The sequence below is a fragment of the Citrobacter arsenatis genome, assembly GCF_004353845.1.
GTDB classification, from domain to species: Bacteria; Pseudomonadota; Gammaproteobacteria; order Enterobacterales; family Enterobacteriaceae; genus Citrobacter; species Citrobacter arsenatis.
The window spans coordinates 1687923-1700637 of record NZ_CP037864.1; the positions used below are offsets into that span (position 1 = coordinate 1687923).

At 54.9% G+C, this 12715-nt stretch carries 13 protein-coding genes and 1 riboswitch; of the genes, 11 read left to right on the plus strand and 2 right to left on the minus strand.

The features are described from left to right. The first annotated feature begins 15 nt into the window (after positions 1–15). The 4 genes from bioB to bioD are packed head-to-tail and all read left to right on the plus strand — an operon-like array spanning position 16 to position 3640. On the plus strand, positions 16–1056 hold the full coding sequence (gene bioB / locus E1B03_RS09060; protein ID WP_103768862.1) for a biotin synthase BioB: 1041 nt from the start codon (positions 16–18) through the stop codon (positions 1054–1056). Further along, on the plus strand, positions 1053–2210 hold the full coding sequence (gene bioF, locus E1B03_RS09065; protein ID WP_133086078.1) for an 8-amino-7-oxononanoate synthase: 1158 nt from the start codon (positions 1053–1055) through the stop codon (positions 2208–2210). The genes bioB and bioF overlap by 4 nt, the downstream gene beginning before the upstream one ends. After that, positions 2194–2949: a malonyl-ACP O-methyltransferase BioC gene (gene bioC, locus E1B03_RS09070; RefSeq protein ID WP_133086079.1), complete on the plus strand. Its 756-nt coding sequence runs from the start codon at positions 2194–2196 to the stop codon at positions 2947–2949. The genes bioF and bioC overlap by 17 nt, the downstream gene beginning before the upstream one ends. Further along, positions 2942–3640, plus strand: a complete 699-nt coding sequence (gene bioD, locus E1B03_RS09075) for a dethiobiotin synthase (RefSeq protein WP_133086080.1) — start codon at positions 2942–2944, stop codon at positions 3638–3640. Before bioC ends, bioD begins: the two co-directional genes overlap by 8 nt. Here bioD and E1B03_RS09080 read toward each other — a convergent pair. Continuing rightward, on the minus strand, positions 3606–4328 hold the full coding sequence (locus E1B03_RS09080) for an ABC transporter ATP-binding protein (RefSeq protein WP_133087206.1): 723 nt from the start codon (positions 4326–4328) through the stop codon (positions 3606–3608). The two genes, bioD and E1B03_RS09080, sit on opposite strands and share 35 nt — an antisense overlap. Positions 4329–5097: 769 nt before the next feature. On the opposite strand from E1B03_RS09080, the gene uvrB reads away from it, so the two are divergent. Next, entirely contained in the window at positions 5098–7119 is a 2022-nt protein-coding gene (gene uvrB / locus E1B03_RS09090) for an excinuclease ABC subunit UvrB (RefSeq protein WP_103768867.1), read from the plus strand. Positions 7120–7881: 762 nt separating this feature from the next. Here uvrB and yvcK read toward each other — a convergent pair. Beyond that, complete coding sequence (yvcK, locus tag E1B03_RS09095) at positions 7882–8790, minus strand: uridine diphosphate-N-acetylglucosamine-binding protein YvcK (protein ID WP_103768868.1); 909 nt, start codon at positions 8788–8790, stop codon at positions 7882–7884. 329 nt (positions 8791–9119) lie between these two features. After that, positions 9120–9265: riboswitch (molybdenum cofactor riboswitch) on the plus strand. Here yvcK and moaA point away from each other — a divergent pair. The 6 genes from moaA to E1B03_RS09125 all read left to right on the plus strand — a co-directional run bounded on the left by moaA (position 9253) and on the right by E1B03_RS09125 (position 12700). After that, positions 9253–10242: a GTP 3',8-cyclase MoaA gene (gene moaA, locus E1B03_RS09100; RefSeq protein ID WP_103768869.1), complete on the plus strand. Its 990-nt coding sequence runs from the start codon at positions 9253–9255 to the stop codon at positions 10240–10242. It overlaps the preceding riboswitch by 13 nt. Before the next feature lie 19 nt (positions 10243–10261). Next, positions 10262–10774: a molybdenum cofactor biosynthesis protein B gene (gene moaB / locus E1B03_RS09105; RefSeq protein ID WP_003035187.1), complete on the plus strand. Its 513-nt coding sequence runs from the start codon at positions 10262–10264 to the stop codon at positions 10772–10774. A 2-nt stretch (positions 10775–10776) separates the two neighbouring features. Continuing rightward, positions 10777–11262, plus strand: a complete 486-nt coding sequence (moaC, locus tag E1B03_RS09110; protein WP_103768870.1) for a cyclic pyranopterin monophosphate synthase MoaC — start codon at positions 10777–10779, stop codon at positions 11260–11262. Continuing rightward, complete coding sequence (gene moaD / locus E1B03_RS09115) at positions 11255–11500, plus strand: molybdopterin synthase sulfur carrier subunit (protein WP_133086081.1); 246 nt, start codon at positions 11255–11257, stop codon at positions 11498–11500. Before moaC ends, moaD begins: the two co-directional genes overlap by 8 nt. A gap of 1 nt (position 11501) precedes the next feature. Next, positions 11502–11954 (plus strand): molybdopterin synthase catalytic subunit MoaE, encoded by a 453-nt coding sequence (moaE, locus tag E1B03_RS09120; RefSeq protein WP_005123732.1) that lies wholly within the window; start codon positions 11502–11504, stop codon positions 11952–11954. 41 nt (positions 11955–11995) lie between these two features. Continuing rightward, complete coding sequence (locus E1B03_RS09125; protein WP_003831536.1) at positions 11996–12700, plus strand: Bax inhibitor-1/YccA family protein; 705 nt, start codon at positions 11996–11998, stop codon at positions 12698–12700. The last annotated feature ends 15 nt before the right edge of the window (positions 12701–12715 follow it).

Sequence of the window (12715 nt, forward strand, 5' to 3'; positions counted from 1 at the left end):
GAAACGTATACCAATATGGCTCATTCTTCTCGCTGGACAATGTCGCAAGTCACCGAATTATTTGAAAAACCGCTGCTGGATCTGCTGTTTGAAGCGCAGCAGGTTCATCGCCAGCACTTCGATCCGCAACAGGTTCAGGTCAGTACGCTGCTGTCGATTAAGACCGGTGCCTGCCCGGAGGACTGCAAATATTGCCCACAAAGTTCCCGCTATAAAACCGGCCTGGAAACAGAACGTTTGATGGAGGTTGAACAGGTGCTGGAGTCGGCGCGTAAGGCGAAGCAGGCCGGCTCAACGCGGTTTTGCATGGGCGCGGCGTGGAAGAATCCTCACGAACGTGATATGCCTTACCTGGAGCAGATGGTGCAGGGCGTGAAAGAACTGGGGCTGGAAGCCTGTATGACGCTGGGCACGCTGGACGAAACGCAGGCCCAGCGCCTGGCCAATGCGGGTCTGGACTACTACAACCACAACCTCGACACCTCGCCGGAATTCTACGGCAATATCATCACCACCCGTTCGTACCAGGAGCGCCTGGATACGCTGGATAAAGTGCGTGAGGCGGGCATTAAAGTCTGCTCCGGCGGGATTGTGGGTCTGGGGGAAACGGTGACCGATCGCGCGGGTCTGCTGCTGCAATTAGCGAATTTGCCGACGCCGCCGGAAAGCGTGCCGATCAATATGCTGGTGAAAGTGAAGGGCACGCCGCTCGCCGATAACGATGACGTAGATGCCTTTGATTTTATTCGTACTATCGCCGTGGCGCGCATCATGATGCCGACCTCATACGTGCGTCTTTCTGCCGGGCGCGAGCAGATGAACGAACAAACCCAGGCAATGTGCTTTATGGCCGGGGCCAACTCGATTTTCTACGGCTGCAAACTGCTTACTACACCCAATCCGAACGAGGACAAAGATTTACTGCTGTTCCGCAAGCTGGGTCTTAATCCGCAGCAAACGGCGGTACTGGCGGGCGATAACGAACAGCAGCAACGTCTGGAGCAGGCGCTGCGTACTCCGGATACCGACGATTACTACAACGCGGCAACCGTATGACCTGGCAGCAAAAAATAGACGATGCGCTAACGGCGCGTCGTCGTGCTGATGCATGGCGTCAGCGCTATGCGGTGACGCAGGGTGCCGGTCGCTGGCTGCAGGCCGACGGTCGCCAGTATCTGAATTTCTCCAGCAACGACTACCTTGGCTTGAGCCATCATCCGCAGATTGTCTGTGCCTGGCAGCAGGGAGCTGAACGTTTTGGCGTCGGCAGCGGCGGCTCAGGCCATGTTAGCGGTTATTCCGTTGCTCATCAGGCGCTGGAAGAAGAGCTGGCGCAGTGGCTCGGCTATTCACGGGCGCTGCTGTTTATCTCTGGTTTTGCCGCTAATCAGGCGGTCATTGCCGCGTTGATGGGAAAAGAGGATCGGATCGTCGCCGACCGGCTCAGCCATGCCTCGCTGCTGGAAGCTGCCAGCCTTAGCCCCGCCGTGCTACGTCGCTTTACCCATAATGACTCGCAACATCTGGAGCGTCTGCTGACTGCCCCCTGTCCGGGGCAGCAACTCGTGGTCACTGAAGGTGTGTTCAGCATGGATGGTGACAGCGCGCCGCTGGCGGACATTCACGCGGTGGCAGAACAGCAGGGCGCGTGGCTGCTGGTGGATGATGCGCATGGGATCGGCGTGTGCGGTGAGGAAGGGCGCGGCTCGTGCTCCCGACAGCAGGTAAAACCTGAGCTGCTCGTGGTGACGTTTGGCAAAGGGTTTGGCGTTAGCGGCGCAGCAATCCTGTGTTCAGATAACGTAGCCGATTATCTGCTGCAGTTTGCCCGGCATCTGATCTACAGCACCAGTATGCCCCCGGCGCAGGCTCAGGCCTTGCGCGCCGCGCTGGCGGTGATCCGCAGCCGCGAAGGCGATGAGCGCAGAGAAAAGCTGACGATGCTGATCCGGCGTTTTCGTGCTGGGATGAATACGCCAGACTTAACGCTGGCGCATTCAGACAGTGCGATTCAGCCGCTGATCGTGGGCGATAACCATAAAGCCTTACAGTTGGCACAGGCATTACGGCAACAGGGATGCTGGGTGACGGCGATTCGTCCCCCGACGGTGCCGACGGGTACGGCCAGGTTGCGGATTACGCTGACCCAGGCACATGAAGCCCAGGATATAGACAGCCTACTGGAGGTGCTGCATGGAACAGGTCAATAAGCAGGCGATTGCTGCCGCGTTTGGTCGCGCGGCCACCTACTATGAGCAACACGCAGAGCTTCAGCGTCAGAGTGCCGATGCGTTACTGGCGCGACTCGAGGGGCGGGTGTTTGCTCAGGTACTGGATGCAGGCTGTGGGCCAGGGCGTATGAGTCGCTACTGGCGGGAGCTGGGGAGCGAGGTTTGCGCGCTGGATTTGTCGGCACAAATGCTGATGCAAGCGCAGCGTCACGATGTCGCCCACCGCTATCTGTTGGCGGATATCGAAGCCATTCCGCAGGCAACCGGTACTTTCGACCTGGCCTGGAGCAATCTGGCCGTGCAGTGGTGCAGCGATCTCCGTGGTGCGTTAAAAGAGCTTTACCGCGTGGTGCGTCCCGGTGGGGCGGTGGCGTTTAGTACTCTGGCGCAGGGTTCAATGCCAGAGCTTCGTCAGGCGTGGCGAGCGGTTGATGACAGGGAGCACGCCAACCGTTTTTTGCCCGTGGAACAACTGGAAAACGCCCTGCATGGCTGGGACGCGGAGTACCAGTCTCATGCCATCACGCTGTGGTTTGACGATGCGCTGAGCGCTATGCGCTCGCTAAAGGGCATTGGCGCGACGCATTTGCATGATGGACGCGAGCAGCGCGTGCTCACCCGCTCGCAACTGCGTCAGCTACAGCTCGCCTGGCCCTGCCAACAGGGAAAATATCCGCTGACTTATCATCTATTTTTGGGAGTGATTCAACGTGACTGACACCTATTTTGTCACCGGAACGGATACCGAAGTGGGTAAAACTATCGCCAGCTGTGCGCTGCTTCAGGCGGCGGGACAGCTGGGGTTACGAACCGTCGGCTATAAACCCGTGGCGTCAGGCAGTGAAATGACGACTGAAGGTCTGCGTAATGGCGATGCCCTGGCATTACAGCGCAACAGCGTTGCGTCGGTGGATTATGCTGCTATCAACCCCTATACCTTCGCGGAACCTACCTCACCGCATATCATCAGCGCTGACGAAGGTCGTCCCATTCAGGCTGCCGTGATGTCTGCGGGTTTACGCGCGCTGGAAGAGCAGGCTGACTGGGTGCTGGTGGAGGGCGCTGGCGGGTGGTTTACGCCGCTTTCGCCAACGCTGAGTTTTGCTGACTGGGTAACAGCCGAGCAACTGCCGGTGATTCTGGTGGTTGGCGTTAAGCTTGGGTGCATCAACCACGCTATGCTGACCGCCCAGGCGGTGCAGCAGGCCGGACTGACGCTTGCCGGATGGGTCGCCAATGATGTGACGCCACCTGGCAAGCGCTATGCTGAATATATGGCAACGCTCAGGCGTGTTCTTCCGGCCCCGCTGCTGGGGGAAATTCCCTGGCTGGCAGAAGAGCCGGAGCTGGCATCGACAGGGCATTTTATCGATCTTAGCGTTTTATCTCCGGCGTCGCCCAGCCGTTGATTAGCGGGTCGCCGAAGGGGGTGATTTGCCCCTGAGCCACGTTGCGCCCGCGGTGCAACAGGCAGTAGCAGTCGGCGACCCGACGAATAAACGGCAGGCTCTGCTCTGCGAGCATAATGGCGATGCCAAGCTCCTGGCTTAGCCTCACAATCAGGTTCCCTAGCTTGTGGATATACGCCTGGCCACTTCCTCGCGTTGGCTCATCGAGAATGAGCAGGCGCGGGCGTGTGACCAGCGCGCTGGCGAGCGCAAGCTGGTGCTGATTATCCTCCGACAATGTTCCCCCTTTGGCCTGGCGCAGTACGAACAACTGGGGAAAAAGGCGGTAAATATCGCAGCTGTTCATCGTTTCGCTTTCTCCAACCGCCTGGCGCGCAATATGCAGATTTTCCTCGACGGTCAGTTGCGAAAAAATCCGCCTCTCTTGTGAAACATAGTTAATACCCAGTGCAATGCGATTTGCCGCTGGGATCGGACCCAGATCGCGTGGTGGCGCGCCTGCCTGATGCCAGAACATGGTACCGCTTTCGATCGGTAAATTGCCGATGATGCAATTGGCCAGCGTAGTCTTTCCCATCCCCGGAAGCCCCAGCACGCCGGTACATTTTCCGGGCAGCAGGTCAAGATCCACATCCCACAATGAGTGCTGATTGCCGTAATAATGATTCACTGCGCGAAGACTCAACATAGATTTCTCCATCATGATGTTATCCGCCCCACGAACAGGTCGTCGGAAGAAAACTGCAATTCTCTTGCCAGAAGAAGAATGCAAACCAAAAACAGCGGGATAGCGTACAGCGCTGGCGATAAAGTCTGACAGACTGCGGTCCTGGCGTTGTTTTATGCACATTGCCAGTGCCTGGTGGTGTCGTGATGGTGCAGGCAGGAAAATGATGAAAATGCGAGCAAGATCTCGGCTATTCCAGGCCGCTTCGTTAGCTGATAAATATCAAAAAATAGCGATAATTTTTTTTTATCTCTGCGGAAAAGGGCGCGAGGGCATTTTTGCCAGGCTACAGTCCACACGGGCTGGCGGCAGTTATCCACTATTCCTGTGGATAACCTTGTGTATTAGAGTTAGAAAACACAATGTAAGCGAGAGAAGACGCGGCCTGCGGCTAAATTGATGCGAAAGACGGCTTGAGATAATAGTTATTAAATTACAGGCTGTTAGATAAAAGCAATGGCTGTTGCAGAAGTGTCATGCGTTGCCACAAAACTTTCATCGAGTGGCTTGACAAATGTTAAAAAAGTCATTGCTTTGGGGATAACCCATTTTTGCTGGTGTTTTATCTTGCCTGAGGGCAAATTTTAACCTGCAAGTACGGCCATTCTGATGGCGTATCAGAAATATTCTGGCGCGTTACTGTTTTTTCATCCAGTATATTTTACTGGCAAAATATACCACTGCGAGTAAAATTACACACCTGCCCGCCCATTGCTTCAGGTAGCTGCTCATGAGTAAACCGTTCAAACTAAATTCCGCTTTTAAACCCTCCGGCGATCAGCCTGAGGCAATTCGCCGTCTGGAAGAAGGGCTGGAGGATGGTCTGGCGCATCAGACGCTGCTGGGGGTGACGGGTTCAGGCAAGACATTCACCATCGCTAACGTGATTGCGGACTTGCAGCGTCCTACCATGGTGCTGGCACCTAACAAGACGCTTGCCGCGCAGCTGTACGGTGAGATGAAAGAGTTCTTCCCGGATAATGCAGTGGAGTATTTCGTCTCCTACTACGACTATTATCAGCCGGAAGCTTACGTGCCGAGTTCAGACACCTTCATCGAGAAGGATGCCTCGGTTAACGAACACATTGAACAGATGCGTCTGTCGGCAACCAAAGCGCTGCTGGAACGTCGGGATGTTGTTGTCGTGGCGTCTGTTTCCGCTATCTATGGTCTGGGCGACCCCGACTTGTATCTGAAAATGATGCTGCACCTGACGGTGGGGATGATTATCGATCAGCGGGCGATCCTGCGCCGCCTGGCTGAACTGCAATATACCCGCAACGATCAGGCGTTCCAGCGCGGGACCTTCCGCGTGCGTGGTGAAGTGATCGACATTTTCCCGGCTGAATCCGACGACATTGCGCTGCGCGTGGAACTGTTCGATGAGGAAGTCGAGCGTTTGTCGCTGTTTGATCCGCTTACCGGACAGGTTGAATCGACCATTTCCCGCTATACCATCTACCCGAAAACGCACTACGTCACGCCGCGCGAACGTATCGTGCAGGCGATGGAAGAAATCAAAGTTGAACTGGCAGAGCGGCGTAAAATTCTGCTGGCAAATAACAAACTGCTCGAAGAACAGCGGCTAAGCCAGCGTACCCAATTCGATCTGGAAATGATGAACGAGCTGGGTTACTGCTCGGGGATTGAAAACTACTCCCGCTATCTCTCCGGGCGTGGTCCCGGTGAACCGCCGCCGACGCTGTTTGATTACCTGCCTGCCGATGGCCTGCTGGTGGTGGATGAATCCCACGTTACTATCCCGCAAATTGGCGGCATGTATCGCGGTGACCGGGCGCGTAAAGAAACCCTGGTCGAATACGGATTCCGTCTGCCGTCGGCGCTGGATAACCGTCCGCTTAAATTTGAAGAATTCGAAGCGCTGGCCCCGCAGACCATCTACGTTTCGGCGACACCGGGCAACTATGAGCTGGAGAAATCCGGTGATGAAGTGGTCGATCAGGTCGTAAGACCGACCGGTCTTTTGGATCCGGTCATTGAGGTGCGTCCGGTGGCGACGCAGGTTGACGATCTGTTGTCTGAAATCCGCACCCGTGCGGCGATTAACGAACGTGTACTGGTCACCACGCTTACCAAACGGATGGCGGAAGACCTTACCGAATACCTCGAAGAACACGGCGAGCGGGTACGTTATCTGCACTCTGACATCGATACCGTGGAACGTATGGAGATCATTCGTGACCTGCGTCTGGGCGAGTTTGACGTGCTGGTGGGCATCAACCTGTTACGTGAAGGTCTGGACATGCCCGAGGTCTCACTGGTGGCGATTCTGGACGCGGACAAAGAAGGGTTCCTGCGTTCTGAACGTTCGCTTATCCAGACCATCGGTCGTGCGGCGCGTAATATCAACGGTAAAGCTATTCTCTACGGTGACAAAATTACCGCCTCAATGGCGAAAGCGATTGGTGAAACTGAACGTCGTCGTGAGAAACAGCAGCTCTACAACGAAGAACACGGTATTACGCCGCAGGGATTAAACAAGAAAGTGGTCGATATTCTGGCGCTGGGTCAGAATATTGCGAAGACCAAGGCGAAAGGCAAAGGGAAGTCTCGTGCAGGTGCGAAGTCTGAGGTTGTCGAGCTGGATATGACGCCAAAAGCGCTGCAGCAGAAGATTCACGAGCTGGAAGGGCAAATGATGCAGCATGCGCAGAATCTTGAGTTTGAAGAAGCCGCGACGATCCGCGACCAGTTGCATCAGCTGCGCGAGTTGTTTATCGCGGCATCGTAAGAGGGTGCCGGATGCGGGGTAAACCCCTTATCCGGCCTACAGGATAGTTCGCGTTTGTTGGCCGGTACACGGCACAGAGCATTTTGTAGGCCTGATAAGCGCAGCGCATCAGGCATTGTTTGGTGCCGGATTGTGGCGCAGAGCGTTTTGTAGGCCTGATAAGCGCAGCGCATCAGGCATTGTTTGGTGCCGGATGGTGGCACAGAGCGTTTTGTAGGCCTGATAAGCGCAGCGCATCAGGCATTGTTTGGTGCCGGATGGTGGCACAGAGCGTTTTGTAGGCCTGATAAGCGCAGCGCATCAGGCATTGTTTGGTACTGGATTGTGGCGCAGAGCGTTTTGTAGGCCTGATAAGCGCAGCGCATCAGGCATTGTTTGGTGCTGGATTGTGGCGCAGAGCGTTTTGTAGGCCTGATAAGCGCAGCGCATCAGGCATTGTTTGGTGCCGGATGGTGGCACAGAGCGTTTTGTAGGCCTGATAAGCGCAGCGCATCAGGCATTGTTTGGTACTGGATTGTGGCGCAGAGCGTTTTGTAGGCCTGATAAGTGCAGCGCATCAGGCATTGTTTGGTGCCGGATGGTGGCACAGAGCGTTTTGTAGGCCTGATAAGCGCAGCGCATCAGGCATTGTTTGGTGCCGGATGGTGGCACAGAGCGTTTTGTAGGCCTGATAAGCGCAGCGCATCAGGCATTGTGTGGAGCCGGATGGTGGCACAGAGCGTTTTGTAGGCCTGATAAGCGCAGCGCATCAGGCAAATTCGTTCAACCTAACGCCTGTACCGCTTTCTCCAGCGCGCTATGCAATAGCTGACGGTCATGACGGTAGGGAATGTCGCTGGCTTCCAGCACTTCCTGAATTACAACGCGGTCGGTAACACTGGAAACATCCACTTTTGGGCCCACAACCACCGCGTCAATCACTTTCTTGCCAACGTACTGTTCGATGATTGCCAGCTTATCGTTAAGCGTCAGGCTGGCGGCTGGCAGGCTTAACTCGCGGCCCAGATTACCAATGTAAACCATCGGGGCGGGTGTGCGACGTAACGCCTGCGCCAGTTCATCGAGCAGCAGGATGGGCATCAGGCTGGTGTAAAAACTGCCAGGCCCAATCAGAATCAAATCCGCTTCGGCGATAGCCTCAACCGCCTCCCGCGTGGTGGGGACTTTTGGCGACAGCATCAGCTCCTGAGGCGGGATGGTGAGCTGATCGATATTCACTTCGCCATAGACTTCATGTCCCTGATCGTCGATAGCCATCAGATCCACCGGCAGCTCTGACATCGGAATTAAATGTGCATCGACCTTCAGCAGGTTGCGAATTAAATTGATGGCCTCCAGAGGCCGCACGCTAAGGTGATCTAGCGCCTTTAACATCAGATTTCCGAGGTTATGCCCGGAAAGTTCGCCATTACCGCCAAAACGGTACTCAAACATGGCAGATGCAACGCTGGGTTGGGTAATTAACTGGTTCAGACAGTTTCGCATGTCTCCCCAGGCAATTCCTCCTTCAGAGCGACGAATGCGACCTGTCGACCCGCCGTTATCGGTGGTGGTGACGATACCCGTCAGGCGTGAACCTAAAGGGGAAAGTGAGGAGAGAACGCGTCCTAATCCATGCCCTCCGCCGAGAGCGACAACGCGGTCCAGATCTGCCAGCGTGCGAGTGCGCATATATTTTCCTGATATCAATTGATCGGCGCTACAGTAACGTAAATAGCGTGTTTTCAGCAATTATCCAGTCGGTATCTGGCGTAATTATTTTCCGCGATCTACTCCTTTCTGACGAGAGCCACCTGCTGGCAAGATGATGTATATCAATGCAAAACTGTGGTTTTTGCTTATTCTGTAGCGAAATTGCACGATCATGTCGCTATATACAAATATACATAGCGAAAGTGTACATGGCAAAAGCGTCATTAACACGCTAGTATCGGCATAACCACTAAGTACTCTTAATAATTTGAGTTGTCGGGAGCCAACGCATCTGCAACTCGAAATATGACGAGTATAAACACTCTAGCCTCTGCACCTGGGTCAAATGATACGGTGCTTTGGCCGTGACAATACTTGAATAAGTTTGTCACCAGGGCGCAGGAAGAAATGACTACGTCTCCCGTATTTGGAAAGGTGTACATGGGCTCACAACTTACCGATGCTTTCGCGCGTAAGTTTTACTACTTACGTTTGTCGATTACCGATGTGTGTAACTTTCGTTGCACCTACTGCCTGCCGGATGGCTATAAGCCCGGCGGTGTCACCAATAACGGCTTTTTGACCGTTGATGAAATTCGCCGCGTCACGCGCGCGTTCGCTAGCCTGGGAACGGAAAAAGTGCGTCTGACAGGGGGCGAACCTTCACTACGTCGCGACTTCACCGACATTATCGCCGCCGTGCGCGAAAACGACGCCATCCGTCAGATTGCGGTAACCACCAATGGTTATCGTCTGGCGCGCGATGCTGCCGCCTGGCGCGATGCCGGGCTGAGTGCACTCAATGTTAGCGTCGACAGCCTCGATGCCCGTCAGTTTCACGCCATTACCGGGCAGGACAAATTTCAGCAGGTGATGGCGGGCATTGACGCCGCCTTTGATGCCGGTTTTGAAAAAGTGAAAGTCAACACCGTGCTGATGCGCGATGTAAACCATCATCAACTGGATACTTTCCTGGCGTGGGTTCAGCCCCGTCCTATTCAACTGCGCTTTATTGAACTGATGGAAACGGGCGAGGGCAGTTCTCTGTTCCGTAAGCATCATATCTCAGGCCAGGTACTGCGCGATGAACTGCTGCGTCGCGGCTGGATCCACCAGATCCGACAGCGCAGCGATGGACCGGCTCAGGTTTTCTGTCATCCTGACTATGCCGGCGAAATTGGTCTGATCATGCCTTATGAGAAAGACTTCTGCGCCACCTGCAACCGTCTGCGCGTTTCCTCTGTCGGCAAACTTCATCTGTGTTTATTTGGTGAAGGCGGCGTAAGTCTGCGTGATTTGCTGGCAGATGACGCTCAGCAGCCAGCGCTGGAAGAACGCATTTCAGCCGCGCTGCTGGAGAAAAAGCAGACCCATTTCCTGCATCAGAACAATACCGGTATTACGCAAAACTTATCTTACATTGGCGGCTGATCGCTAAAAGGAGTTTTTCATGAGTCAGGTAAGCGCTGAATTTATCCCGACACGCATTGCTATTCTTACGGTTTCCAATCGTCGCGGCGAAGAAGATGACACCTCCGGCCATTATCTGCGTGACTCGGCGCAAGAAGCGGGTCATCAGATTGTCGACAAGGCGATTGTTAAAGAGAACCGCTATGCCATCCGCGCTCAGGTTTCTGCCTGGATTGCCAGTGACGATGTACAGGTCGTGCTCATTACTGGCGGCACCGGGTTAACCGAAGGGGACCAGGCACCGGAAGCGCTGCAACCGCTGTTCGACAGAGAAGTTGAAGGGTTTGGCGAAGTTTTCCGTATGCTGTCGTTTGAAGAGATTGGCACTGCGACGCTGCAATCCCGGGCGATTGCTGGCGTGGCCAATAAAACGCTGATTTTCGCCATGCCGGGTTCGACGAAAGCGTGCCGTACCGCCTGGGAAAATATCATTGCGCCGCAGCTCGATGCCCGTACGCGTCCGTGTAATTTCCACCCACATTTGAAGAAATAAGTATGTCGCAACTGACTCATATTAACGCCGCTGGCGAAGCGCATATGGTGGACGTCTCCGCCAAAGCGGAAACCGTACGCGAGGCGCGTGCAGAAGCTTTCGTTACCATGCGCAGCGAAACGCTGGCGATGATTATCGACGGCAGCCACCATAAAGGCGACGTTTTCGCCACGGCGCGTATTGCCGGTATCCAGGCCGCGAAACGGACCTGGGATCTTATCCCGCTGTGCCATCCGCTGATGCTGAGCAAAGTCGAAGTCAATCTGCAAGCCGAGCCGGAACAAAACCGCGTACGCATTGAAACGCTGTGTCGGCTGACCGGGAAAACCGGTGTTGAAATGGAAGCGTTAACGGCGGCCTCCGTGGCGGCGTTGACCATCTACGATATGTGCAAAGCGGTGCAAAAGGATATGGTAATTGGACCGGTGCGTCTGCTGGCAAAAAGCGGCGGCAAATCGGGTGATTTTAAGGTGGATGCGCATGATTAAGGTTCTTTTCTTTGCTCAGGTACGGGAACTGGTGAACACCGATGCGTTAGAGGTTGCCGCCGAGTTTGCTACGGTAGAAGCGCTACGCAAGCACCTGGCAGCGCAAAGCGATCGCTGGGCGCTGGCGCTGGAAGACGGCAAGCTGCTGGCGGCGGTAAACCAGACGCTGGTCGGCTTTGATCATCCTCTTAACGCGGGTGACGAAGTGGCCTTCTTCCCACCGGTAACCGGAGGCTAAAATGGCTGAAACGCGAATTGTTGTTGGCCCTGCGCCGTTCCGCGTCGGAGATGAGTATCCCTGGCTGGCTGAGCGTGATGAAGACGGCGCGGTGGTCACTTTCACCGGTAAAGTGCGTAATCACAATCTCGGCGATAGCGTGCAGGCATTAACGCTGGAACACTATCCGGGTATGACCGAAAAAGCGCTGGCGGAGATTGTCGACGAAGCGCGTTCGCGCTGGCCGCTGGGGCGGGTGACGGTGATTCATCGCATTGGCGAACTGTGGCCGGGTGATGAAATCGTTTTTGTTGGCGTGACCAGTGCGCATCGCAGCAGCGCGTTTGATGCCGGGCAGTTCATTATGGATTACCTGAAAACTCGCGCACCGTTCTGGAAGCGCGAGGCCACGCCGGAAGGTGAGCGCTGGGTTGATGCCCGAGACAGCGATAAGCTAGCAGCAAAACGCTGGTAGAGTACAATTGTTGTAGGCTCATACTGATTCAGGAGATTGTCATGGACCGATTCCCACGATCCGATTCTATTGTCCAGGCCCGTTCCGGCCTGCAAACGTATATGGCGCAGGTGTACGGCTGGATGACCTGCGGACTGTTGCTGACTGCGTTTATCGCGTGGTATGCGGCGAATACGCCCGCGGTGATGATGTTTGTCTTCTCCAGCAAAATCACCTTCTTTGGCCTGATCATCGCTCAACTGGCGCTGGTGTTTGTCCTGTCCGGCATGGTGCAAAGACTCAGCGCAGGTATGGCGACCACGCTGTTTATGCTCTATTCGGCATTAACCGGTTTGACGCTATCAAGTATTTTTATCGTCTATACCTACTCGTCTATCGCCAGCACCTTTGTGGTCACCGGCGGGATGTTCGGGATCATGAGTTTGTACGGCTACACCACCAAACGCGATCTGAGCGGCTTCGGTAATATGCTGTTCATGGCGCTGATCGGTATTGTGCTGGCCTCGCTGGTTAACTTCTGGCTCAAGAGCGAAGCGCTGATGTGGGCGGTGACCTATATCGGGGTGATTGTGTTTGTCGGTCTGACCGCCTATGACACGCAGAAGCTGAAAAATATCGGTGAGCAGATCGATCTGCGCGACAGCTCTAATCTGCGTAAATACGCGATTCTTGGGGCCTTAACGCTGTACCTGGACTTCATCAACCTGTTCCTGATGCTGTTGCGTATTTTCGGCAATCGTCGTTAATTGTCTGTTGCCGGA

Coding starts and splice junctions, on each gene's coding strand:
- bioB (WP_103768862.1), top strand. CDS start 16: ATGGCTCATTCTTCTCGCTGGACAATGTCGCAAGTCACCGAATTATTT.
- bioF (WP_133086078.1), top strand. CDS start 1,053: ATGACCTGGCAGCAAAAAATAGACGATGCGCTAACGGCGCGTCGTCGT.
- bioC (WP_133086079.1), top strand. CDS start 2,194: ATGGAACAGGTCAATAAGCAGGCGATTGCTGCCGCGTTTGGTCGCGCG.
- E1B03_RS09080 (WP_133087206.1), bottom strand. CDS start 4,328: ATGTTGAGTCTTCGCGCAGTGAATCATTATTACGGCAATCAGCACTCA.
- uvrB (WP_103768867.1), top strand. CDS start 5,098: ATGAGTAAACCGTTCAAACTAAATTCCGCTTTTAAACCCTCCGGCGAT.
- yvcK (WP_103768868.1), bottom strand. CDS start 8,790: ATGCGCACTCGCACGCTGGCAGATCTGGACCGCGTTGTCGCTCTCGGC.
- moaA (WP_103768869.1), top strand. CDS start 9,253: ATGGGCTCACAACTTACCGATGCTTTCGCGCGTAAGTTTTACTACTTA.
- moaB (WP_003035187.1), top strand. CDS start 10,262: ATGAGTCAGGTAAGCGCTGAATTTATCCCGACACGCATTGCTATTCTT.
- moaC (WP_103768870.1), top strand. CDS start 10,777: ATGTCGCAACTGACTCATATTAACGCCGCTGGCGAAGCGCATATGGTG.
- moaD (WP_133086081.1), top strand. CDS start 11,255: ATGATTAAGGTTCTTTTCTTTGCTCAGGTACGGGAACTGGTGAACACC.
- moaE (WP_005123732.1), top strand. CDS start 11,502: ATGGCTGAAACGCGAATTGTTGTTGGCCCTGCGCCGTTCCGCGTCGGA.
- E1B03_RS09125 (WP_003831536.1), top strand. CDS start 11,996: ATGGACCGATTCCCACGATCCGATTCTATTGTCCAGGCCCGTTCCGGC.